The organism is Streptomyces albidicamelliae, assembly GCF_025642175.1.
Classification (GTDB): Bacteria; Actinomycetota; Actinomycetes; order Streptomycetales; family Streptomycetaceae; genus Streptomyces; species Streptomyces albidocamelliae.
Genome location: NZ_CP106795.1, coordinates 6,162,635 through 6,183,252, shown reverse-complemented (window position 1 = coordinate 6,183,252; position 20,618 = coordinate 6,162,635). Strand labels below are relative to the sequence as shown.

The window sequence follows — 20,618 nt, the reverse complement described above, 5'->3', positions numbered from 1 at the left end:
TCTGTGGGGGACACCACGCCGGACCGAGGCCGCGGTCCGGTGCCGAACCGGAGGGGACCGAGGTCCGCTCCGGGCATGCTTCACGGTATGGGAAACTGGTCTAGACAACCCTGAAGACTGAAGGGCAGCAACACATGGCTGAGCGCCGCGTCAACGTCGGCTGGGCCGAGGGCCTCCACGCCCGCCCCGCTTCCATCTTCGTCCGAGCCGCCACGGCCACAGGCGTCCCGGTGACGATCGCCAAGGCCGGGGGCAACCCCGTCAACGCGGCCTCCATGCTGGCCGTCCTGGGGCTGGGCGCCCAGGGTGGCGAGGAGATCGTCCTCGCCTCGGAGGCCGAGGGCGCTGACGCCGCCCTGGACCGCCTGGCCAAGCTGGTCGCCGAGGGCCTGGAAGAGCTGCCCGAGACGGTCTGAGCACCTCGCGTCCGAACGCCGGAGCCGCGTCGCCTTTCCGGGCGGCGCGGCTTCGGCGTTATGGGCGGCGCGGCTTCGGCGTTACGGGCGGCCGTTTCGACAGCAAGGGTGACTCCGCCCGCTTTTGCGAAATCACCGAGCGAGGGAATTCGGGCAGCGAAAAACAGCCCCCACCGAATTCCCTCTCTTTGTATACGACGCCCGTGTTAATACCGGCGGCCCGTCGTGTTTACGGCATGTTGCGAAGTCCTCACACGCTCGGCGCCGCCGGAAAGGCGCAGACGGTGCGCGCCCGTCGCACGCTCGGCGTGCAGCGCCGTGACCGCCCGCGCGCGCTCGCCGTCGCCGCGTGCCACCGCGTCCACGATCGCGCCGTGCTCCGCCCAGGAGTCCAGCGGGCTCTGCGGGGCGTCCACCGCGTACATCCAGGCGATCTTGTGGCGCAGCTGGGTGAGCATCGAGGCCAGCGAGGGGCTGCCGGAGGCCTGCGCCAGCGTCTCGTGGAACCAGCCGCCCAGTGAGCGCAGCTCCCCGCTACCGCCGCTCCTGGCCCGCTCCTGCCCCAGCCGCACCAGGCCGCGCAGCACCTTGAGATGGGCCTCCGTACGGCGCTGTGCCGCCCGTGCCGCGCCGAGCGGCTCCAGCAGCAGCCGCATCTCCAGCAGGTCGGCGGCCTCCTGCGCGGTCGGTTCGGCCACGCACGCGCCCGCGTGCCGGCGGGTCACCACGAACCCCTCGGCCTCCAGGGTGCGCAGGGCCTCGCGGACGGGGACGCGCGAGACGCCGTAGCGGCGGGCCAGCACTTCCTCGGTGAGCCGGCCGCCGCGCTCGTGGACGCCGGCGACGATGTCGTCCCGGATCGCCGTGCACACCGAATGCGCCGGAACACGCATGACCGACCTCCGCATTAATCCCCGTGAAACGCCCGCAGGGGACGCCCGTTCCGTGACTCTATTCCAAAGAGGCCGAATTTCCGACGGCAGGCCGTAATCCATGGATATTTTTTGGCCGACGGCCCGTGCGGGGATCACGCGGAAACGGTGAAAGCCCCGGCTCGGTGAGCCGGGGCTTTCACATGTCCGCGTGGCGGCGTCAGACGTTCACGCCGTGGTTGCGGAGATAGGCGATGGGGTCGACGTCCGAGCCGTAGTCGGGGCTCGTGCGGGCCTCGAAGTGCAGGTGCGGGCCGGTGACGTTGCCGGTCGCGCCGGACAGGCCGATCTGCTGGCCCGGGACGACCTTCTGGCCCACCGTGACACCGATGGACGACAGGTGGCCGTACTGGGTGTACATGCCGTCGGCCATCCGGATCACGATCTGGTTGCCGTACGCGCCGCCCCAGCCGGTGGAGACGACGGTGCCGGAGCCGACCGCGTGGACGGACGTGCCGCTGGCCGCGTGGAAGTCGATGCCGGTGTGGGAGCCGGAGGACCACAGCGAGCTGCTGGCCTTGTAGGCGGTGGACACGTAGGAGTGCACGATCGGGGCGACGAACGCGTTCAGGCGCTTGCGCTCGGACTCGCGGGCGGCGCGGGCCCTGGCCTCGCGCTCCTCCTTGACCTTGGCGGCGGCGGCCTTGGCGGCGGCCTCCTCGGCCGCCTGCTGCTCGGCGGCCTGCTTCTGGGCGTCCGCCTGCGCGCTGATCTGCTCCGCGACGTCGTCGCTGACGGTCACGACGGGCGTGAGACCGGTCTGCTCCGCGGCGTTCTCGGCGGCGAGCGCCGGCGACGCGGCGAGGGTGCCGATGACACCCGTGGTGGTGAGGGCGGCGACACCGGCCGCCTGCGCGGTGGTGCGCTTGACCCGGCCGGGCTTGCGATGCTTCCCGGTGGCGCACATGAACGCCATGAAGTGGCTGGTCCTTTCCTTCCTTCTCGCCTACCGGGTTAGCTGACGGGTTCGGAGCAGGAAGGTCTCCTACGGGCCCCCTCGCTCACGCGCGGGCGCCCGATTCACCCCAGGGACGATGGGTCCCCGGCTCCCCTGGCTCGCGCCGTACGGGGACTCGGCGATGACTGTCCGGTGCCGCGGGCGCGGCGTGGTGCGTGACGAACAGCCTGGACGAACCTACGGAAGCCCGCTTTCAATCCTCAAACGGATCCGGGCTTTTGTAGCGCATCCCACAGGGCAGACAGGCAACCTCCGCCCCAAATCGGGCATCTGGTGAAGCGAGTGGAACGGCGGGGGCCCTGACGACCCGTAGGTCGGCAGGGCCCCACGCACGCGTGCCGTGCTCCGCGGCGGCGGCCGCTATTCGGCCGTGACGACGGTGACTTCGCCGATGCCGAGCGCCTCGACCGGCGCCTTGATCTGGGAGGCGTCGCCGACGAGGACGGTCACCAGCCGGTCCACCGGGAAGGCGTTGACGACGGCCGCGGTCGCCTCGACCGTGCCCGTCGCGGCCAGCTGCCGGTACAGCGTCGCCTGGAAGTCGTCGGGCAGGTGCTGCTCGACCTGGTCGGCCAGGGTGCTCGCGACGGCCGCCGCGGTCTCGTACTTCAGCGGCGCCACCCCGACGAGGTTCTGCACGGCGACGTCCCGCTCGGCGTCGGTCAGGCCCTCCGCCGCGAGGGTGCGCAGCACCTTCCACAGGTCGTCCAGCGCGGGGCCGGTGTTCGGCGTGTCCACGGAGCCGCTGATGGCGAGCATGGAGGCACCGGTGCCGTCCGGGGCCGACCGCATGACCTGCCCGAACGCCCGTACCCCGTAGGTGTAGCCCTTCTCCTCGCGCAGCACGCGGTCCAGGCGGGAGGTGAGGGTGCCGCCGAGGCAGTAGGTGCCGAGGACCTGGGCGGGCCAGACCCGGTCGTGCCGGTCCGGGCCGACCCGCCCGATGAGCAGCTGCGTCTGGACGGCGCCCGGCCGGTCCACGATGACCACGCGGCCGGTGTCGTCGGCGGTCACCGGGGGCACCGGCCGCGGCTCGCCCGGCGTGCCGGTCCACGCGCCGAGGGTGTCGCCGAGCAGCTCGTCCAGGTCGGTGCCGGTGAGGTCGCCGACGACGACCACGGTGGCCGTGGCGGGGCGGACGTGCCGGTCGTAGAAGGCGCGTACGGACGCCGCGTCGATCTTCTCGACCGTCTCCTCGGTGCCCTGGCGCGGCCGGGACATGCGCGAGGTCGCCGGGAACAGCTCCTTGGAGAGCTCCTTGGCGGCCCGGCGGGAGGGGTTGGCCAGCTCGTGCGGGATCTCGTCCAGGCGGTTGCGGACCAGCCGCTCGACCTCGCTCTCCGCGAAGGCGGGGGCGCGCAGGGCGTCGGCGAGCAGGCCGAGGCCCTTGGCCAGGCGGGAGGCCGGGACCTCCAGGCTGAGCCGGACCCCGGGGTGGTCGGCGTGCGCGTCGAGCGTGGCGCCGGCGCGCTCCAGCTCGGCGGCGTAGTCCTCGGCCGAGTGCTTGTCGGTGCCCTCGGAGAAGGCCCGCGCCATGATCGTGGCGACGCCGTCCAGGCCGGCGGGCTCCGCGTCCAGGGGCGCGTCCAGCATCACCTCGACGGCGACGACCTGCTGGCCGGGGCGGTGGCAGCGCAGCACGGTCAGGCCGTTGTCCAGCGTGCCGCGCTCGGGGGCCGGGAACGCCCACGGCCGGGCGTCGCCCGGCTGCGGCCGGGGGTGGAACTCCATGGTGGCGAGCTCGGTCACTTGGCCGTCTCCTCGTTCTCGTTGCCGGCCTCTACGGTCGCTTCGCGTTCCGGGTCCTCGGGGACCTGGGCGTCCTCGACGGTCTCCGGGGACTTCGGCTCGTAGACGAGGACCGCGCGGTTGTCGGGCCGCAGGCGGGCCTTGGCGACCTCCTGGACCTCCTCGGGGGTGACCTCCAGGACACGCTTGACCGCGGTGAGCGCGAGCTGCGGGTCGCCGAACAGGACGGCGTACCGGCACAGTTCGTCGGCACGGCCGGCGACCGTGCCTAGCCGGTCCAGCCACTCGCGCTCCAACTGGGCCTGGGCGCGCTCCATCTCCTCGGGCGTCGGGCCCTCCCCGGCGAACCGGGCCAGCTCCTCGTCGATGGCGGCCTCGATGACCGGCACCTCGACGTCACCGGAGGTCTTCACGTCCAGCCAGCCCATGGAGGGCGCCCCGGACAGCCGCAGCAGGCCGAAGCCGGCCGCGACGGCCGTACGGTCGCGGCGCACCAGCCGGTTGTACAGGCGGGAGGACTCGCCTCCGCCGAGGACGGTCAGCGCGAGGTCGGCCGCGTCGCACGCGCGCGTGCCGTCGTGGGGCAGCCGGTAGGCGGCCATCAGGGCGCGCGCCGGGACCTCTTCCACGAGGACCTCGCGCTTCTGCCCGCCGATGGTCTCCGGCAGCGAGCCGTCGCGGGGCTCGGGCTTGCCGTCGTGGGACGCGATGGAGCCGAAGTACCGCTCGATCCAGGCGAGGGTCTGCTGCGGGTCGATGTCGCCGACCACCGAGAGCACCGCGTTGTTCGGCGCGTAGTAGGTGCGGAAGAACTGGCGCGCGTCCTCCAGGGTGGCCGCGTCCAGGTCCGCCATCGAGCCGATCGGCGTGTGGTGGTACGGGTGGCCCTCGGGGTACGACAGGGCGGTCAGCTTCTCGAAGGCGGTGCCGTAGGGAACGTTGTCGTAGCGCTGGCGGCGCTCGTTCTTGACGACGTCCCGCTGGTTCTCCATCGACTCGTCGTCCAGCGCGGCGAGCAGCGAGCCCATGCGGTCGGCCTCCAGCCAGAGGGCGAGCTCCAGCTGGTGGGCGGGCATGGTCTCGAAGTAGTTGGTGCGCTCGAAGCTGGTGGTGCCGTTGAGCGAGCCGCCGGCGCCCTGCACCAGCTCGAAGTGGCCGTTGCCCTTGACCTGCGCCGAGCCCTGGAACATCAGGTGCTCGAAGAGGTGAGCCAGGCCGGTACGCCCCTTGACCTCGTGGCGGGACCCGACGTCGTACCAGAGGCAGACCGCCGCCACCGGGGTCAGGTGATCCTCGGAGAGCACCACGCGCAGACCGTTGGCCAGCCGGTGCTCGGTCGCTGTCAGGCCCCCGGAGCCTGCCTCGGCCGTGGTCGTGTGACCCATGGGCATGTACGTCCCTTCGCGAGCGGAGGCGGTCGTCGAAACCGCGGTTTTCCTGCCGTTCCTGCCACTGTATGCAAAGCGTGCGGGGCCTCGGCGAAGTTCCCGCTGGACGTACGCCCACAGCGGATCGCGTAGCCTGCGTCCGGCCCCCTCCGGGCGTCTTCCGGCGCGGGGCGGGTCCGCGGAGACCGGGTCGTGGCCCGGGTTGTCAGTACCGCGGTCCACAATGGTCCGCGACAGATCCGTCAATCGCTTCAGCAAGAGCGAGCCGGAGGGTGCGCGCCCCCTCGGTGAGCGACCAGATCAGGAGGAGCCGGCAGCGATGGCCCGCCGCAGCACGAAGACCCCGCCGCCCGACGATTCGTTCGAGGAGAGGATCCTCGACATCGACGTCGTGGACGAGATGCGTGGCTCCTACCTCGAGTACGCGTACTCGGTCATCTACTCGCGCGCCCTGCCGGACGCCCGTGACGGACTCAAGCCGGTGCACCGCCGCATCGTCTACCAGATGAACGAGATGGGCCTGCGCCCCGACCGCTCGTACGTGAAGTGCGCGCGTGTCGTCGGCGAGGTCATGGGAAAGCTGCACCCGCACGGCGACGCGTCGATCTACGACGCCCTGGTCCGCATGGCGCAGCCCTTCTCCATGCGCGTGCCGCTGGTCGACGGCCACGGCAACTTCGGCTCGCTGGGCAACGACGACCCGCCGGCCGCCATGCGGTACACCGAGTGCCGGCAGGCCGAGGCGACGAGCCTGATGACCGAGTCGATCGACGAGGACACGGTCGACTTCGCGCCCAACTACGACGGCCAGGAGCAGGAGCCGGTGGCGCTGCCGGCCGCCTTCCCGAACCTGCTGGTCAACGGCTCGTCGGGCATCGCGGTCGGCATGGCGACGAACATGGCGCCGCACAACCTGCGCGAGGTCATCGCCGCCGCCCGCCATCTGATCCGGTTCCCGAACGCGGACCTGGACGCGCTGATGAAGCACGTCCCGGGCCCCGACCTGCCCACCGGCGGCCGGATCGTGGGCCTCGACGGCGTCCGGGACGCGTACGCGACCGGCCGCGGCACCTTCAAGATGCGCGCCACGGTGGCGATCGAGACCGTCACCGCCCGCCGCAAGGGCCTGATCGTCACGGAGCTGCCGTTCACGGTCGGTCCCGAGAAGGTCATCGCGAAGATCAAGGACCTGGTCAACTCGAAGAAGATCCAGGGCATCGCCGACGTCAAGGACCTCACCGACCGCGAGCACGGTCTGCGCCTGGTCATCGAGATCAAGAACGGCTTCGTGCCCGAGGCGATCCTGGAGCAGCTGTACAAGCTGACGCCGATGGAGGAGTCCTTCGGCATCAACAACGTCGCCCTGGTCGACGGCCAGCCGCTCACCCTCGGTCTGAAGGAGCTGCTGGAGGTCTACCTGGACCACCGCTTCGACGTCGTCCGGCGCCGCAGCGAGTTCCGCCGCACCAAGCGGCGGGACCGGCTCCACCTGGTCGAGGGCCTGCTGACCGCGCTGGTCGACATCGACGAGGTCATCCGGCTGATCCGGTCCAGCGAGAACTCCGCGCAGGCCAAGGAGCGCCTGATGCGGCGCTTCTCGCTGAGCGAGATCCAGACGCAGTACATCCTCGACACGCCGCTGCGCCGGCTCACCAAGTTCGACCGCATCGAGCTGGAGGCGGAGAAGGACCGGCTCATCTCGGAGATCGAGGAGCTGACCCGGATCCTGGAGTCCGACGCGGAGCTGCGCAAGCTGGTCTCGGCCGAACTGGCCGCGGTGGCCAAGAAGTTCGGCACCGACCGGCGTACGGTCCTGCTGGAGGCCGGCGGCGCCCCGGCGGCGGCCGTGCCGCTGCAGGTCGCCGACGACCCGTGCCGGGTGCTGCTGTCCTCGACGGGTCTGCTGGCCCGTACGGCGACCGACGAGCCGTTCCCGGCGACGGCCGGCGCGAAGCGCGTCAAGCACGACGTGATCGTCTCGGCGGTCCCGGCCACCGCGCGCGGCGAGATCGGCGCGGTGACCTCGACCGGCCGTCTGCTGCGGATCAACGTGGTCGACCTGCCGCAGCTGCCCGAGCAGGGGGCCGCGCCCAACCTCGCCGGTGGCGCGCCGCTGGCGGAGTTCGTCTCCCTGGAGGACGACGAGACGGTGGTCTGCCTGACCACGCTCGACGAGTCGTCCCCGGGGCTGGCGATCGGTACCGAGCAGGGTGTCGTCAAGCGTGTGGTGCCCGACTACCCGTCCAACAAGGACGAGTTGGAGGTCATCACGCTCAAGGACGGCGACCGGATCGTCGGCGCGGTGGAGCTGCGCACCGGCGAGGAGGACCTGGTGTTCATCACGGACGACGCGCAGCTGCTGCGGTTCCAGGCCTCCGTCGTGCGCCCGCAGGGCCGTCCGGCGGGCGGTATGGCGGGCATCAAGCTCACCGAGGGCGCCAAGGTCATCTCGTTCACGGCGGTCGACCCGGCGGCGGACGCGGTCGTCTTCACGGTGGCGGGTTCGCGCGGCACGCTGGACGACTCGGTGCAGACGACGGCCAAGCTGACGCCCTTCGACCAGTACCCGCGCAAGGGCCGGGCCACCGGCGGTGTGCGCTGCCAGCGGTTCCTGAAGGGCGAGGACTGCCTGTCCTTCGGCTGGGCGGGGCCGTCCCCGGCGCACGCGGCGCAGAAGAACGGCACCCCGGTCACGCTGCCGGAGGCCGACCCGCGCCGGGACGGCTCGGGCACCTCACTGCCGAAGACCGTCGCGGTGGCCGCGGGACCGGTGCTCTAGGCCTCGTCCGGCTCGTCGCTACCGGCCGGGTACGGGTCGTCGCCGGGCTCCTCCTCGGAGCCCGGCACATAGCGCAGGACGCCCCACATGCCCTGCTCGTCGGCGTGCGGGGCGTCGTTCGCGCACGCCTGAAGCTCCTTGTCCAGGGCGCCGGTGTCGATGCCGGAGCCGATCAGTACCAGCCGGGTGAGGCGGTCGTCGGCGGACGGCCAGGGCTCCGGGTGGAAGCGCAGGAACCGGCCCACGGCGTGGACGGCGTACCGGTTGCGCGTGTCGTAGGGCCCGAAGTCGACGTACCCCTTGATGCGGTACAGACCCTGCGGACGGCTGTCCAGGAACCGCATCAGCCGGCGGGGATCCATCGGCGGGACGGAGACGAAGGACAGGCTGTCGTAGGCCGTGTGCATATGGTCTGCGTGGCCGTCGCCGCCGGGGACGTCGGCGCCGTGGTCGTGCAGGTCGTCGAAGGAGAGCTGCCCGACGCGCTCCTCGCCGGGCCGGCGGTCGAAGAGGAACTCGGGGTCGATACGGCCGTAGGTGGCGGGGACGACGGCGGCGCGGTCGGCGAGGGAGCGGACGAGGCCGAGGACCCGGTCGGCGTCGGGCGCCCGGTCGAGCTTGTTGACCACGACGAGGTTGGCGAGGGCGAGGTGCCGGTCGATCTCGGGGTGCGCGGCGCGGGTGCCGTCGAACTCGGCCGCGTCGACGACCTCGACGAGACCGCCGTAGACGATCCCGGGGTGTTCGCTGGCGAGCACCATCCGGACCAGTTCCTGCGGCTCGGCGAGCCCGCTGGCCTCGATGACGATGACGTCGATGCCGGCGCCGGGCGCGGCGAGCCGGTCCAGGTAGACGTCGAGTTCACCGGTGTCGACGGCGCAGCACAGACAGCCGTTGCCGAGCGAGACGGTGGAGTCGCCGAGGGCTCCGGCGACGGCCATGGCGTCGATCTCGATGGCGCCGAAGTCGTTGACGATCGCCCCGATACGGCTGCCTCCGCTGCGGTGCAGCAGATGGTTGAGGAGGGTGGTCTTCCCGGAGCCCAGGAAGCCGGCGAGTACGACGACCGGAATCTGCTGCGGGCGGCGGGCGTTGCCCTGACTGTTCCCCAACGGGCGACCTCTTTCCAACGGTTCCACACGGATCCCACCCGGCCGCGCACACCGGCGCACGGTCCGGCGCACGGCTGAGGATCGACTGCGCGACCAGGATACGAGCGGGAAGAAACGCGGCGAAGTGAACGATTGTTAGCACGCTTTGCGGGGCAGACGTTGGACAGGACACCGAGGTGTGCGACCCTGCTTCCCTCTGTGCGCCTCCTGGCCGCCTTCCCGCCGATCAGAGCCGCTCGGCACTCTGGGAGACGGCAAGCGCCGCCCTCCGCTCGCCGGTCCCCTGCTGTCGACCCACTGCGCACACCCGTCGACCCGCGTGCCGACGACCGGCGGACGGCTGCCCGAATCGGGGGTTGACATGGTCACACAGAGGACGGGGAACCGGGGGCTGAGCGCCGTCACGGCGGCTCTCGTCCTGTCGGTCACCGGCACCACGGCGTCGCTCTTCGCGTATCGCCGCACCGTGGAGACGCTTCTGCGGGCCAATGCCGAACTTCTGCGGCGCCTGGATCTCGTGGAGGAGCAGCGCCGTGAGGCCGTCCGGCGCGCGGACCGGGTCGAGTACCAGCGGGATCACCGCAATCTGCTGCTGACCGCGGTGGCGGACCCGGATCTGCTGCCGGTGCTGGACGCCTACGAGCGTGATCTGCCGCCGCAGGTGCAGAAGCAGTACCTGTTCGCCAACACCCTGTACGTCCATGCCCTGCACGGCTACCGGGTGGGCCTGCTGAACCGCGGCGAGCTCCTCGGGCACGTGCGCGTCCTGTTCCAGAACCCGACCATGCGGGCCTACTGGGAGGCCACACGGCACCACAGGGCGAGTCTTCCCTACGACTCCGACGAGGCGGAGCTCGGCCGTATGACGGATGACCTGCTCGCCGAGTTGGACGACGCGGACACGGACGAGTGGTGGGTCGTGGGCGACGGAGGGGCCGAGGACTGACGGGCCGCCGAAGGGGCGGCGGCGGGACCCGAGCAGGGCCCTGAACGTGTCGCACCACGGGGACCGCGTCCGCGCGCGGTACGCCACGGGACGGGACGGGGGACGGCACGCACGGTGCGCGTGGGAGCCGTGTGCAACCGATTCACTCACTCGGACACCGCGCTCAGCGCCCCAGCGACGATCATCGCGGGTAGGTTGGCCCCGCCTGCCGTGGCGCGTACCCCGACGACCCGGCGGGCCACACGTCGTTGCCACCCCGGAACCCACCCCTGTCGCCGGCGGCCGGCACGCAGACCGCCACTGACCGACCCAAGCAAGGACCGGGATCCGCGTGAAGATCGTGCGCCGTATCGGTGCGTCACCTCGTGAAAGAGGGAGCGTGACCGGGCAGACCTGCCCGGACATCTTTGAACTGCAGAACGGCGACTTCGCCGTGATCGGCACGGACCGCACGGCGGAGCTCGACGCCGAGCTACCCTCCGACGCGGCCCGCGCCGACTACGAGCGCATCGTGGTGATCACCCGCGACACCCTCCTGCGCGCGAAGGCGGACATTCCCGACGCGTAGTACGACCGTCGGCCCGGTGCCGGGACGGCACCGGGCCCGACCACAGGGCGCCCGGCCCGGACTCAGACGGGCGCGGGGGCCGAGAGTCGCGGCTCCGGGCCCACGTAGCGGGCCAGTGGGCGGATGATCTTGGGGTCGGTCGCCTGTTCCAGGATGTTGGCGCTCCAGCCGACCACGCGGGCCGCGGCGAAGGTGGGGGTGAACATCTCGCGGGGCAGCCCGCACAGCTCCATGACCACACCGGCGTAGAACTCGACGTTCGTGTGCAGTTCGCGGCCCGGCTTGAGTTCGGCCAGGATCGCCTCCACGCGGCGTTCCACCTCGACCGCGAACTCCACCCGCGGACCGCCGAAGGCGAGCGCCGTCTCCCTGAGCATCCGCGAGCGGGGGTCCTCCGTGCGGTAGACGGCGTGCCCGAAGCCCATGATCCGGTCGCCCGCGAGCACCCGCTCCCGGATCCAGGAGTCGATGCGCTCCGGTGTGCCGATGGCGTCCAGGGTGTCCAGAGCCCGGCTCGGGGCCCCTCCGTGCAACGGCCCCGACAGCGCGCCCACCGCACCGGTCAGACAGGCCGCCACATCGGCTCCGGTGGACGCGATGACCCGCGCGGTGAACGTCGACGCGTTGAATCCGTGGTCAATGGTGGAGATCAAGTACTGCTCGACGGCGCGCACCCGGCGCGGGTCGGGCTCCGAACCCGTCAGCATATAAAGGTAGTTGGCCGCGTAAGGAAGGTCCTCGCGCGGTTCGACCGGTTCGAGCCCCTGCCCCAGCCGGTGGAGGGCGGTCAGCAGGGTGGGTACGACCGCGCAGACGGCCAGGGTGTCCGACCGGCGCCGGTCGGGGTCGATGTCGTAGACCGGCCGGAGCCCGCGCGCCGCTCCCAGCAGCGACAGGGCCGTGCGCAGCCCCGCCAGCGGGCCGGAGACACGGCAGGCCGCGGCGATCGCGGGCAGTGCGGCGCGGACCTCCGCGGGCACCCGGCGCAGTCGCGAGGTCTCGGCGAGGAAGGCGGCGCGGCGCTCGGTGTCCGGGAGGGTTCCGTGGACCAGGAGATGCCACACGTCCTCGAAGCCGCGGGTCCGCGCGAGGTCCACGGCCGAGTACTGGCGGTAGTGGTAGAAGCCCTCCCGCCCCCGTACGTCACCGACCTCGGTCTCCGTGACGACGACGCCCGCGAGACCGCGCGGTGCGTCGACGAGCGGGGTTGCGGTCCTGTTGATGGCCATGGTTCTCCTCCCTGAACTTGATTCGACTGTCCATGCTTGACCAGGTTCCTGTCAATGTTGATTCAGTCAACGTGCGGCCGTCAATGGGTGCAGAGGCCGCTACGGTGACCCCATGCGCGACCAGGAACCCGCCCCCCACCGCCCCGCCGACAGACCGGCCGGACGCCTGACCACCAGGGAGACCGCCGAACTGCTCGGCGTGAAGCCCGAGACGGTGTACGCGTACGTGAGCCGCGGCCTGCTCAGCAGCCGCCGGGAGCCCGGCGGCCGCGCCAGCACCTTCGAGTCCAAGGAGGTCGAGGCCCTCGCCCGGCGCAACCGGCGCGAGGCGGCCGGGAGTCCGGGCGCGGGCGGCGACCTGTCGGTCCGCACCCGCATCACCCTGATCGAGCGGGACCGGTACTACTTCCGCGGCGTCGACGCCACGCAACTGGCCGCCCGGCACTCCTACGAAGAGGTCGCGGAATGGCTGTGGACGGGCCGGCCCGCCCCGGGCACGACTTTCACGGCGCCCACCGCCACCGTCGACATCGCCCGCCGCGCCGTGGGCGCCCTGTCCGAACACGCCTCCCCCGTCGACCGGCTGCGCGTGGCGGCGATCGCCGCGGCCGCTGAGGACCCGCTGCGCTTCGACCTCTCCGAGGCGTCCGTGCTGAACACGGCCCGGGTCCTCATCCCCACGCTCGTCGACGCACTGCCGCCGGCCCGGCACGGTCACCGGGACGAGGGCCCGCTGGCGCGGCGCCTGTGGGCCCGGCTGACCGGCCGGCCCGCCGACGAGGCGTCCCTGCGCGTCCTCGACACCGCACTCGCCCTGCTGGCCGACCACGACCTGGCCGCGTCCACCCTCGCCGTCCGGGTCGCCGCCTCGGCCCGCGCGCACGCCTACGCGGCCGTCTCGGCCGGGCTCGGCGTCCTGGAAGGCCCCCTGCACGGCGCCGCCAGCGGCCTCGCCCACCGGCTGCTGCTCGACGTCCTCGACCAGGGCACCGCCGTCCCGGTCATCGCGGACGAACTGCGCGCCGGCCGCCGCGTCCCCGGGCTCGGCCACCGGCTGTACACGGGCGAGGACCCCCGCGCGCGCGTACTCTTCGACCTCCTGGAGCAAGTCCCGCACGCGGAGCCCGCCCTGCTCGCGGCCCGCGACGTCGTCGCCACGACCGCCCGCCACACACCGCTGCACGCCAACGTCGACCTGGCCCTCGCGGTGTTCACCGCCTCGCACGGCATGCCCGCCACGGCCGGTGAGACGATCTTCGCCGTCGCCCGGACCGCGGGCTGGATCGCCCACGCCCTGGAGGAGTACGGCGAGCGTCCGCTGCGCATGCGCCCGAGCGGTCACTACGTCGGTCCGCGACCCCCGCAGCCCCTGCCGGAGTAGGACACCGGCCCGGCCGGAAGTCGCCCTGGGCGGAGTCAGGTTAGGCTCACCTCTGTGAGTAGGTGCGCGACCGTCTCCCGGAGTCTCGAAGAGCCCGTTCCCGGCACGGCGGCCACGGCGAGGACGTGGCTGCTGCTGGAGCAGTCCGGGCCGTGGGGTGCCAAGGCGCTCACTTCGAGCCACCTGGACCCCGCTCTCGGCCGTGCCCTGGAGGCCGCCGCCGAGGGCACCGGCGTCCGCGTCGCCCTCATCCGGCGCCCCGGACGGCACGCGGACCCCGGCACCCCGCAGCTCCGGCAGGTCTACGCCGCCCACACCGTCCCGGGACGCGTGTGGCTGCACGGCGCCACCACCCGCGATCCGCGGCGGCTGCTCGACCTCGACCTCGCCGCTCTCGGGGCGGGCGACCCGCGTTCCTTCGGCACGGCGCTCGGCGGACGCCCGCACCGCGGCGACCCGCTCGCCCTCGTGTGCACCAACGGCAAGCGCGACCGCTGCTGCGCCCTGCTGGGCCGTCCCCTCGCCGCCGAACTGGACGCGTCCGGAGTGCGCGGCGTCTGGGAGGTCACCCATCTGGGTGGACATCGCTTCTCGCCGACGGTGCTGGTGCTGCCGTACGGCTACGCCTACGGCCGCGCCGAGGCCCACACCGTCAAGGAGGCCCTGCACGGGGCCCAGGAGGGGCGTGTGGTGGTCGAGGGGTGCCGTGGCTGCTCCGCCTGGGAGCGGCCCGGTCAGGCGGCCGAGCTGGCCGTCCGGTCGGCCGCGCGGGAGTACCGCGCCGGCGAGCTGAGCGTCGTACGCACCGACGGCGCGGCCCCGCGCTGGGAGATCACCGTCGCGCACGCCGACGGACGCCGCTGGCGGGTCACCGTGGCGCAGGGGGCGTCCCTGCCGCCGCGCCCGGAGAGCTGCGACGCGTCCGTGCTCGGGACGCCCGCCCGGATGGACGTGGTGGCCCTGCGCGAAGTACGGCCGACGGCCCTGGCGAGCTGACCGGACACACCGTCCGGACCCGGCCGCGCCCCGTTCGCGGACCGGCCGGGAGATCCCCGCCACACCCTCTGGGGAGCGTCGGACCCCGCCACGTACCGTCGTGGGTATGAGCCCCAATCCCCCCGTACGCCGTCTGCGCCTCGGTCTGCCCCGGCGGGTGTTCTCGCAGGTGCTGCTGATGCAGGTGGCGATCGCCGCGGGGGTCGCGGTGCTGGCGACCGGCCTGTTCCTGGCGCCGCTGAGCAAGCAGCTGGACCAGGAGGCGATGCGGCGCGCGCTGGCCATCGCCGAGACCACCGCTCAGGACCCGCAGATCGCCGAGGGGATCCGGACCACCCCGCCCACCCGGGACGGCCCCGTACAGCGGGAGGCCGAACGGATCCGGAAGGCCACGCACGCGGAGTACATCGTGGTGCTGGACCGCACGAAGGTGCGCTGGTCGCACCCCACGCCCTCCGAGATCGGCCGGCCCGTCTCCACCAGTCCCAGGGCGGCCCTGTCCGGGCACGAGGTCATGGAGATCGACAAGGGCACGCTCGGACGCTCCGCGCGCGGCAAGGTGCCGCTGTACGACGCCCGGCACCACATCGTCGGGGCGGTCTCCGTGGGCATCGCCTACGACAGCGTGCGGGCACGGCTGATCAACGCGATCCCGGGGCTCTTCGCGTACGCCGGCGGCGCCCTCGCGGTGGGCGCGCTGGCGGCCTGGCTGATCTCCCGCAGGGTGCAGCGGCAGACCCGGGACCTCGCCTTCTCGGACATCTCCGCGCTGCTCGCGGAGCGCGAGGCGATGCTGCACGGCATCCGGGAGGGCGTGGTCGCCATCGACCGCGGCGGCCGTATCCGCCTGCTCAACGACGAGGCGCGACGGCTGCTCGGCATCGGCGACGAGGCGGTCGGCCGGATGCCCGACGAGGCGCTGGGCACGGGCCGCACGACGGACGTCCTGGCCGGCCGGGTGACCGGCACCGATCTGCTCACCGTGCGCGGGCAGCGCGTCCTGGTCGCCAACCGCATGCCCACGGACGACGGCGGTGCGGTGGCCACCCTGCGCGACCGCACGGAACTCGAACAGCTGGGTCGGGAACTGGACTCCACGCGCGGGCTGATCGACGCGCTGCGCGCCCAGGACCACGAACACGCCAACCGCATGCACACCCTGCTCGGGCTGCTGGAACTGGAGATGTACGACGACGCGGTGGAGTTCGTCGGCGAGGTGGTCGGCGACCACCGGGTCACCGCCGAGCAGGTCACCGAGAAGATCCACGACCCCCTGCTCGCCGCCCTGCTGGTCGGCAAGGCCACCGTGGCGGCCGAACGCGGGGTCGCGCTGTGGGTGTCGGAGCACACCCGGATACCGGACCGGCTGATCGACCCGCGCGGGCTGGTCACGGTCGTCGGCAACCTCGTGGACAACGCCCTCGACGCGGTCGCGGGTACCCCGCACGCGCGCGTGGAGGTCGAGTTGCGCACGGAGGGCCGTACGGTCGTCCTCAGGGTGCGCGACACCGGCCCCGGCGTTCCGGCGGACCAGCGGGAGCTGGTCTTCACGGACGGATGGACCACCAAGAAGCCGCCCGCGCACGGCAAACGGGGCATCGGGCTGCCCCTGGTGCGCCGCCTCGCCGAACGGCAAGGCGGGAGCGCGACCGTGGGGGCGGCCGACGGCGGCGGCGCGGAGTTCACCGTGGTGCTGCCCGAGGCGCTGACCGAGCCCGGGCTGGAACCGGCCCTCACCGGATCCGCCGAGGCGGGTGCGGTGTCCGCGGACGTCCCGGCAGGCCCGGAGGAGGCGCGATGATCGAGGTCCTGGTCGTGGACGACGACACGCGGGTGGCGCGGGTCAACGCCGCCTACGTGGAGAAGGTTCCGGGGTTCCACGTGGCGGGCGAGGCGCACACCGCGGCCGAGGCGCTGCACCGGGTGGAGTCCCTGCCGCGGCTCGACCTGGTCCTGATGGACCACTATCTGCCCGACGACACGGGGCTCGCGGTCGTACGGGAGATGCGCCGGCGCGGCCACCAGACCGATGTGATCATGGTGACCGCGGCGCGGGACGTGTCGACCGTGCAGGCGGCCATGCGGCACGGGGCGCTGCAGTACCTGGTGAAGCCGTTCGCCTTCGCCGGTCTGCGGGCCAAGCTGGAGGCGTACGCCGAGCTGCGGCGGACCCTGGACGGCGGGGGCGAGGCCGAACAGGCGCAGGTGGACCGGATCTTCCGGGCCCTGTCCGCGCCGTCGGAACCGGAGCTGCCCAAGGGGCACTCGCCCACGACCGCCGAACTGGTGCGCCAGGCACTGATGAACGCCGAAGGTCCGCTGTCCGCCCAGGAGATCGCCGAGCGGACCGGGGTGAGCCGGCAGACCGCCCAGCGTTATCTGAAGCTCCTGGAGCGCACGGGGCGGACCCGGCTGACCCTCAAGTACGGCGACGCGGGCCGCCCGGAACACCGTTACGTGTGGGCGACCCGCGGCTGAGCGGACCTGTTCTCGCGGGACCGGCCCTACTTCGCGGCCTCGACGAACTCGGTGGTGTACGTCTTGCTCAGGTCGACCTTGGCGTTCTTGATGTTGGGGTTGAACGACTTGAGGACCTTCTCCACGGTCTCCGGGCCGCCCTGGGGCATCACCCCGTCGTCGGTGAACATCGGCAGGGTGCTCTTGATCGCCTGTGCGTAGAGCGCCTTGTCGCCCTGCGAGTAGTCCGCGGGCATCTTGGCGGCGATCTCGTCGGCGCTGTGGGTGGACATCCACTTGAGCGTCTTGACGAATGCATTGGCCAACTTCTGGACGGTGTCCTTGTGTCCGTTCACCCAGTCCGTCTGCATGTACAGACTGGACGACGGGTACGGCCCGCCCAGCGCCTGCTGCGACCCCTCGGGGGTACGCATGTCGAGCAGGATCTTGCCCGCCTTCTTGTCGAGGATCGTCGCGACGGTCGGGTCGGTGGTCATGCCGCCGTCGATCGCGCCCTTCTGCAGCGCCGCGATGAACGTCGGGCCGGCTCCCACCGCGACCGGGCTGAACTCGCTGACGTCCACACCGTTCTTGACCGCGAGGTACTTGGTGAGGAAGTCGGTCGAGGAGCCGAGCCCGGTCACGCCCAGCTTGCGGCCCTTGAAGTCCTTCGGGGAGGTGAGGTCGCCCGCCGCCTTCGCGGACACGACCTCCACCTCGCCCGGCGCGTGCGAGAACTGCACCACCGACTCCACGGACTTGCCCTTCACCTGGAGGTCGAGGGTGTGGTCGTAGAAGCCGACCGCCCCCTGCACCTGACCGGAGACGAGCGCGGTCTCGGCCTGGACCCCGGCGGGCTCACTGAGGAGCTGGACGTTCAGGCCCTCGGCCTGGAAGTAGCCGAGACGCTGGGTGAGGATGGCCGGCATGTAGATGACCTTGTCCAGGCCACCGACCATGATCTTGACGCTCTCCCCCTTGCCACCGCCTCCGCCGCTGCCGGCGTCGGCGGTGGAACTGGCCGCGTCGTTGGCGCAGGCGGTGAGCGACGAGAGGGCGAGCAGTCCGGCGGCGGCCAGCGAGGCGTACCTGGCGGTCTTGCGCATGGCGGTTCACGTCCTTGTGAGAGGGCGGTGCGGGGAACGGAGAAGGGGAACGCGGGGCCGGCTTCAGCTGTCGGAGCCGGTCGGCTTCCAGCGGAAGATGCGGCGCTCGGCGAAGGTCAGCAGACCTTCGGCGACGAGGGCGACGACTGCGAGGATGACCATCGCGGCATAGACACCGGCCGCGTTGAAGGTGTTCTGCGACTGCGCGACGAGCAGGCCGATGCCCTTGGTCGCGCCGATGTACTCGCCGACGATGGCGCCGATCAGCGCGAAGCCGAAGCTGACGTGGAGGCTGGTGAAGATCCAGGAGGTGGCGGACGGGATGACCACCTGAAGCGTCACCCGGCGGTCGCTCGCGCCCAGGATGCGGGCGTTGGCGACCAGGTTCCGGTCCACCTCACGGGCACCCTGGAAGGCGTTGAAGAAGACGGGGAAGAACACGAGCACCACGGCCGAGGCGACCTTGGAGGACGGCCCGAGCCCGAACCAGATCAGGAAGATGGGCGCCAGGACGATCCTGGGTATCGAGTTGAGCACCTTGATGTACGGACCAAGCACCTCGGCGAGCAACCTGATCCGCCCGAGCGCGATACCGAGGAGCACACCCGCGACCACGCCGATGCCCCAGCCGAGCAGCGCCTCGTAGAGCGTGTACCAGATCTGCTCGCCCAGCGAGCCGAGCGCCGTACCGTGCGTCATCCAGGTCCAGATCTGGTCCCAGATCTTCGAGGGCATCGAGAAGTTGAACGGATCGATGACCTCCGCCCGGGAGAGCACCTCCCACAGGCCGAGGACGACCACCAGGAGCAACACCCGCGCGGCGTTCACTAGGACCTTGCGGCGGCGGGCCGCCTGGGCGCGGGTTTGGGCGCGATCGGGGATCTTGGCCGTGTCGACGACCGGAGTGCTGAGAACCTCAGGCGACATGAGCGGCACCCCTCTCACGGGTGATGCGGACCTCTTCGCCCAGGGACTCCCAGATCTCGCGGTAGATCTCGATGAACCGCGGTTCCAGACGCACCGACTCGACCTTGCGCGGCCGGGGCAGATCGATCTTGAAGACGTGCTTCACGGTCGCGGGGCCGGCGGTCATCACGACGACCCTGTCGGCCAGCGCGATGGACTCCTCCAGGTCGTGAGTGACGAACACGACGGAGGCACCGGTGCCCTCCCACAGCTCCAGCAGCTCGTCCGACATCAGCGCCCGGGTCTGCACGTCGAGCGCGGAGAACGGCTCGTCCATCAGCAGGATCTCGGGGTCGTTGACGAAGGTGGCGGCGAGGGCGACACGCTTGCGCTGACCCCCGGAGAGCTGGTGCGGGTAGCGGTCCTCGAAGGCGGCGAGCCCGACCCGGGCCAGCCACTCGCGGGCCTTCTGCTTGGCCTCGGCCTTGGGCACGCCCCGGAACCGGGGGCCCGCCATGACGTTCGACAGCACCGTGCGCCAGGGGAAGGTGGCGTCCTGCTGGAAGACGAAACCGACCTTGTCGCCGACGCCCTCGACCGGCTCACCGGCCACCAGCACCTCGCCCTCGGAGGGCTCCTCCAGGCCGCTGACCAGAGTCAGCGTGGTGGACTTGCCGCAACCGGTCGGTCCTACGACGGCCACGAACTCGCCGCGCTCCACGGTGAGGTCCAGGCCGCGCACGGCCGTGTGCAGTCCCCCTGACGGGGTCCTGAAGGTCTTGCTCGCGCCCCGCAGCTCGATGGCGGGGCTGTTGTGTGCGCTCATGGCCGGGACGGTAGGTGTGGCCCCCGCCACAACAGCAGTCTTGTGAGCACAAGCCGTTCTTTTGCTCGCAAGAACCTGTTGTGCTCTTTTTGCTCGCGCTAGAACTGCGGAGCCGAAACACGGGCTTAACGCTCGCCGGCCTCGAAGGGAAGGCCTGATGATTGACGTCCTGGTGGTCGACGACGACTTCCGCGTCGCTGAGATCAACGCGAAGTACGTGGGAAAGGTTCCCGGGTTCCGGGTGGCCGCCCGCGCGCACAGCGCCGCCCAGGCCCTGGCCGCCGTCGAACGCGGCGGCATCGACCTGGTCCTGCTCGACCACTACCTGCCCGACCGGACCGGCCTCGAACTGGTCCATTCCATGCGGGAGCAGGGCCACGGCACCGACGTCATCATGATCACCGCGGCCAGTGACGTGACGACCGTCCAGCAGGCGATGCGTCTCGGCGCCCTGCACTACCTGGTCAAACCGTTCACCTTCGCCGCGCTGCGCTCGCGGCTCGACTCCTACGCCGCGCTGCGCCGCACCGTCGACCGGGTGGGCGGCCGGGGCCTGACCGGCCAGGAACAGGTCGACCGGATCTTCGGCGCCCTGCGCACGGCCCCAGCCCCGTCCGCGCCGGGCCTGCCCAGCGGCCACTCGGAACCCACGACGGACCTGATCTGCGGTGTCCTGCACCACTCCGAGCATCCGTTGTCGGCCCACGAGGTGGCCGCACGCACGGGCCTGAGCCGCTCCACCGCGCAGCGCTACCTCCGCCACCTGGAACAGGCGGGCCGCCTGCGCCTCTCCCTCAAGTACGGCGACACCGGCCGGCCGGAGCACCGGTACGCCTGGGTGGCGCCCTGACCCTCCCGCACGGACGGCC

The 20,618-nt window shown here is 71.8% G+C and carries 18 protein-coding genes and 1 riboswitch; of the genes, 9 read left to right on the top strand and 9 right to left on the bottom strand.

Going from position 1 to position 20,618, the window contains the following annotated elements:
• The first annotated feature begins 134 nt into the window (after positions 1 to 134).
• Positions 135 to 416, top strand: a complete 282-nt coding sequence (locus tag N8I86_RS28235; RefSeq protein ID WP_020942692.1) for an HPr family phosphocarrier protein — start codon at positions 135 to 137, stop codon at positions 414 to 416.
• A 206-nt stretch (positions 417 to 622) separates the two neighbouring features.
• Here the strand turns inward: N8I86_RS28235 and N8I86_RS28230 are convergent, their stop codons facing one another.
• The 4 genes from N8I86_RS28230 to N8I86_RS28215 form a co-directional block, all read right to left on the bottom strand.
• Positions 623 to 1,309 carry a GntR family transcriptional regulator gene (locus tag N8I86_RS28230; RefSeq protein WP_073897647.1) on the bottom strand — a complete coding sequence of 229 codons (687 nt, stop codon included), beginning with the start codon at positions 1,307 to 1,309 and terminating at the stop codon, positions 623 to 625.
• Between the two features lie 199 nt (positions 1,310 to 1,508).
• The gene (locus N8I86_RS28225) at positions 1,509 to 2,264 is read right to left on the bottom strand and encodes a M23 family metallopeptidase (protein ID WP_263278989.1); all 756 of its coding nucleotides are present in this window, start codon (positions 2,262 to 2,264) and stop codon (positions 1,509 to 1,511) included.
• A 13-nt stretch (positions 2,265 to 2,277) separates the two neighbouring features.
• Positions 2,278 to 2,437: riboswitch (cyclic di-AMP (ydaO/yuaA leader) on the bottom strand.
• Positions 2,438 to 2,666: 229 nt separating this feature from the next.
• A complete protein-coding gene (locus N8I86_RS28220) occupies positions 2,667 to 4,055 on the bottom strand; it encodes a M16 family metallopeptidase (protein ID WP_123439978.1) in 1,389 nt (462 codons plus the stop codon).
• The gene (locus N8I86_RS28215; RefSeq protein WP_263278988.1) at positions 4,052 to 5,446 is read right to left on the bottom strand and encodes a M16 family metallopeptidase; all 1,395 of its coding nucleotides are present in this window, start codon (positions 5,444 to 5,446) and stop codon (positions 4,052 to 4,054) included. Before N8I86_RS28215 ends, N8I86_RS28220 begins: the two co-directional genes overlap by 4 nt.
• A gap of 316 nt (positions 5,447 to 5,762) precedes the next feature.
• Here N8I86_RS28215 and N8I86_RS28210 point away from each other — a divergent pair, with 316 nt between their 5' ends.
• Positions 5,763 to 8,222, top strand: a complete 2,460-nt coding sequence (locus N8I86_RS28210; RefSeq protein WP_073897654.1) for a DNA gyrase/topoisomerase IV subunit A — start codon at positions 5,763 to 5,765, stop codon at positions 8,220 to 8,222.
• On the opposite strand, the gene N8I86_RS28205 is transcribed toward N8I86_RS28210, so the two are convergent.
• Positions 8,219 to 9,334 (bottom strand): CobW family GTP-binding protein, encoded by a 1,116-nt coding sequence (locus tag N8I86_RS28205; RefSeq protein WP_263278987.1) that lies wholly within the window; start codon positions 9,332 to 9,334, stop codon positions 8,219 to 8,221. The two genes, N8I86_RS28210 and N8I86_RS28205, sit on opposite strands and share 4 nt — an antisense overlap.
• Before the next feature lie 361 nt (positions 9,335 to 9,695).
• On the opposite strand from N8I86_RS28205, the gene N8I86_RS28200 reads away from it, so the two are divergent.
• Both N8I86_RS28200 and N8I86_RS28195 read left to right on the top strand, forming a co-directional pair.
• Entirely contained in the window at positions 9,696 to 10,280 is a 585-nt protein-coding gene (locus N8I86_RS28200; protein WP_123439975.1) for a DUF6082 family protein, read from the top strand.
• Between the two features lie 331 nt (positions 10,281 to 10,611).
• Positions 10,612 to 10,848 (top strand): hypothetical protein, encoded by a 237-nt coding sequence (locus N8I86_RS28195; RefSeq protein ID WP_073897657.1) that lies wholly within the window; start codon positions 10,612 to 10,614, stop codon positions 10,846 to 10,848.
• A 62-nt stretch (positions 10,849 to 10,910) separates the two neighbouring features.
• Here N8I86_RS28195 and N8I86_RS28190 read toward each other — a convergent pair whose 3' ends face one another.
• Positions 10,911 to 12,077 carry a citrate synthase/methylcitrate synthase gene (locus N8I86_RS28190; protein ID WP_263278986.1) on the bottom strand — a complete coding sequence of 389 codons (1,167 nt, stop codon included), beginning with the start codon at positions 12,075 to 12,077 and terminating at the stop codon, positions 10,911 to 10,913.
• A gap of 112 nt (positions 12,078 to 12,189) precedes the next feature.
• On the opposite strand from N8I86_RS28190, the gene N8I86_RS28185 reads away from it, so the two are divergent.
• The 4 genes from N8I86_RS28185 (at position 12,190) to N8I86_RS28170 (ending at position 16,932) form a co-directional block, all read left to right on the top strand.
• Positions 12,190 to 13,458 (top strand): citrate synthase, encoded by a 1,269-nt coding sequence (locus N8I86_RS28185; protein WP_263278985.1) that lies wholly within the window; start codon positions 12,190 to 12,192, stop codon positions 13,456 to 13,458.
• Positions 13,459 to 13,512: 54 nt separating this feature from the next.
• Positions 13,513 to 14,454 (top strand): sucrase ferredoxin, encoded by a 942-nt coding sequence (locus N8I86_RS28180; protein WP_263278984.1) that lies wholly within the window; start codon positions 13,513 to 13,515, stop codon positions 14,452 to 14,454.
• 106 nt (positions 14,455 to 14,560) lie between these two features.
• Positions 14,561 to 16,255: a sensor histidine kinase gene (locus N8I86_RS28175; RefSeq protein ID WP_263278983.1), complete on the top strand. Its 1,695-nt coding sequence runs from the start codon at positions 14,561 to 14,563 to the stop codon at positions 16,253 to 16,255.
• Positions 16,252 to 16,932 carry a DUF7342 family protein gene (locus N8I86_RS28170; protein ID WP_123439970.1) on the top strand — a complete coding sequence of 227 codons (681 nt, stop codon included), beginning with the start codon at positions 16,252 to 16,254 and terminating at the stop codon, positions 16,930 to 16,932. Before N8I86_RS28175 ends, N8I86_RS28170 begins: the two co-directional genes overlap by 4 nt.
• Positions 16,933 to 16,958: 26 nt before the next feature.
• On the opposite strand, the gene N8I86_RS28165 is transcribed toward N8I86_RS28170, so the two are convergent.
• The 3 genes from N8I86_RS28165 to N8I86_RS28155 all read right to left on the bottom strand — a co-directional run bounded on the left by N8I86_RS28165 (position 16,959) and on the right by N8I86_RS28155 (position 19,749).
• The gene (locus tag N8I86_RS28165; RefSeq protein ID WP_073897665.1) at positions 16,959 to 18,017 is read right to left on the bottom strand and encodes an ABC transporter substrate-binding protein; all 1,059 of its coding nucleotides are present in this window, start codon (positions 18,015 to 18,017) and stop codon (positions 16,959 to 16,961) included.
• Positions 18,018 to 18,080: 63 nt separating this feature from the next.
• On the bottom strand, positions 18,081 to 18,944 hold the full coding sequence (locus tag N8I86_RS28160; protein WP_123441274.1) for an ABC transporter permease: 864 nt from the start codon (positions 18,942 to 18,944) through the stop codon (positions 18,081 to 18,083).
• The gene (locus N8I86_RS28155; RefSeq protein WP_073897667.1) at positions 18,934 to 19,749 is read right to left on the bottom strand and encodes an ABC transporter ATP-binding protein; all 816 of its coding nucleotides are present in this window, start codon (positions 19,747 to 19,749) and stop codon (positions 18,934 to 18,936) included. Before N8I86_RS28155 ends, N8I86_RS28160 begins: the two co-directional genes overlap by 11 nt.
• A gap of 157 nt (positions 19,750 to 19,906) precedes the next feature.
• Here N8I86_RS28155 and N8I86_RS28150 point away from each other — a divergent pair, with 157 nt between their 5' ends.
• Positions 19,907 to 20,599, top strand: a complete 693-nt coding sequence (locus N8I86_RS28150; RefSeq protein WP_073897668.1) for a response regulator — start codon at positions 19,907 to 19,909, stop codon at positions 20,597 to 20,599.
• Positions 20,600 to 20,618: the final 19 nt, after the last annotated feature.

Coding starts and splice junctions, on each gene's coding strand:
- N8I86_RS28235 (WP_020942692.1), top strand. CDS start 135: ATGGCTGAGCGCCGCGTCAACGTCGGCTGGGCCGAGGGCCTCCACGCC.
- N8I86_RS28230 (WP_073897647.1), bottom strand. CDS start 1,309: ATGCGTGTTCCGGCGCATTCGGTGTGCACGGCGATCCGGGACGACATC.
- N8I86_RS28225 (WP_263278989.1), bottom strand. CDS start 2,264: ATGGCGTTCATGTGCGCCACCGGGAAGCATCGCAAGCCCGGCCGGGTC.
- N8I86_RS28215 (WP_263278988.1), bottom strand. CDS start 5,446: ATGCCCATGGGTCACACGACCACGGCCGAGGCAGGCTCCGGGGGCCTG.
- N8I86_RS28210 (WP_073897654.1), top strand. CDS start 5,763: ATGGCCCGCCGCAGCACGAAGACCCCGCCGCCCGACGATTCGTTCGAG.
- N8I86_RS28200 (WP_123439975.1), top strand. CDS start 9,696: ATGGTCACACAGAGGACGGGGAACCGGGGGCTGAGCGCCGTCACGGCG.
- N8I86_RS28190 (WP_263278986.1), bottom strand. CDS start 12,077: ATGGCCATCAACAGGACCGCAACCCCGCTCGTCGACGCACCGCGCGGT.
- N8I86_RS28185 (WP_263278985.1), top strand. CDS start 12,190: ATGCGCGACCAGGAACCCGCCCCCCACCGCCCCGCCGACAGACCGGCC.
- N8I86_RS28175 (WP_263278983.1), top strand. CDS start 14,561: ATGAGCCCCAATCCCCCCGTACGCCGTCTGCGCCTCGGTCTGCCCCGG.
- N8I86_RS28170 (WP_123439970.1), top strand. CDS start 16,252: ATGATCGAGGTCCTGGTCGTGGACGACGACACGCGGGTGGCGCGGGTC.
- N8I86_RS28165 (WP_073897665.1), bottom strand. CDS start 18,017: ATGCGCAAGACCGCCAGGTACGCCTCGCTGGCCGCCGCCGGACTGCTC.
- N8I86_RS28160 (WP_123441274.1), bottom strand. CDS start 18,944: ATGTCGCCTGAGGTTCTCAGCACTCCGGTCGTCGACACGGCCAAGATC.
- N8I86_RS28155 (WP_073897667.1), bottom strand. CDS start 19,749: ATGAGCGCACACAACAGCCCCGCCATCGAGCTGCGGGGCGCGAGCAAG.
- N8I86_RS28150 (WP_073897668.1), top strand. CDS start 19,907: ATGATTGACGTCCTGGTGGTCGACGACGACTTCCGCGTCGCTGAGATC.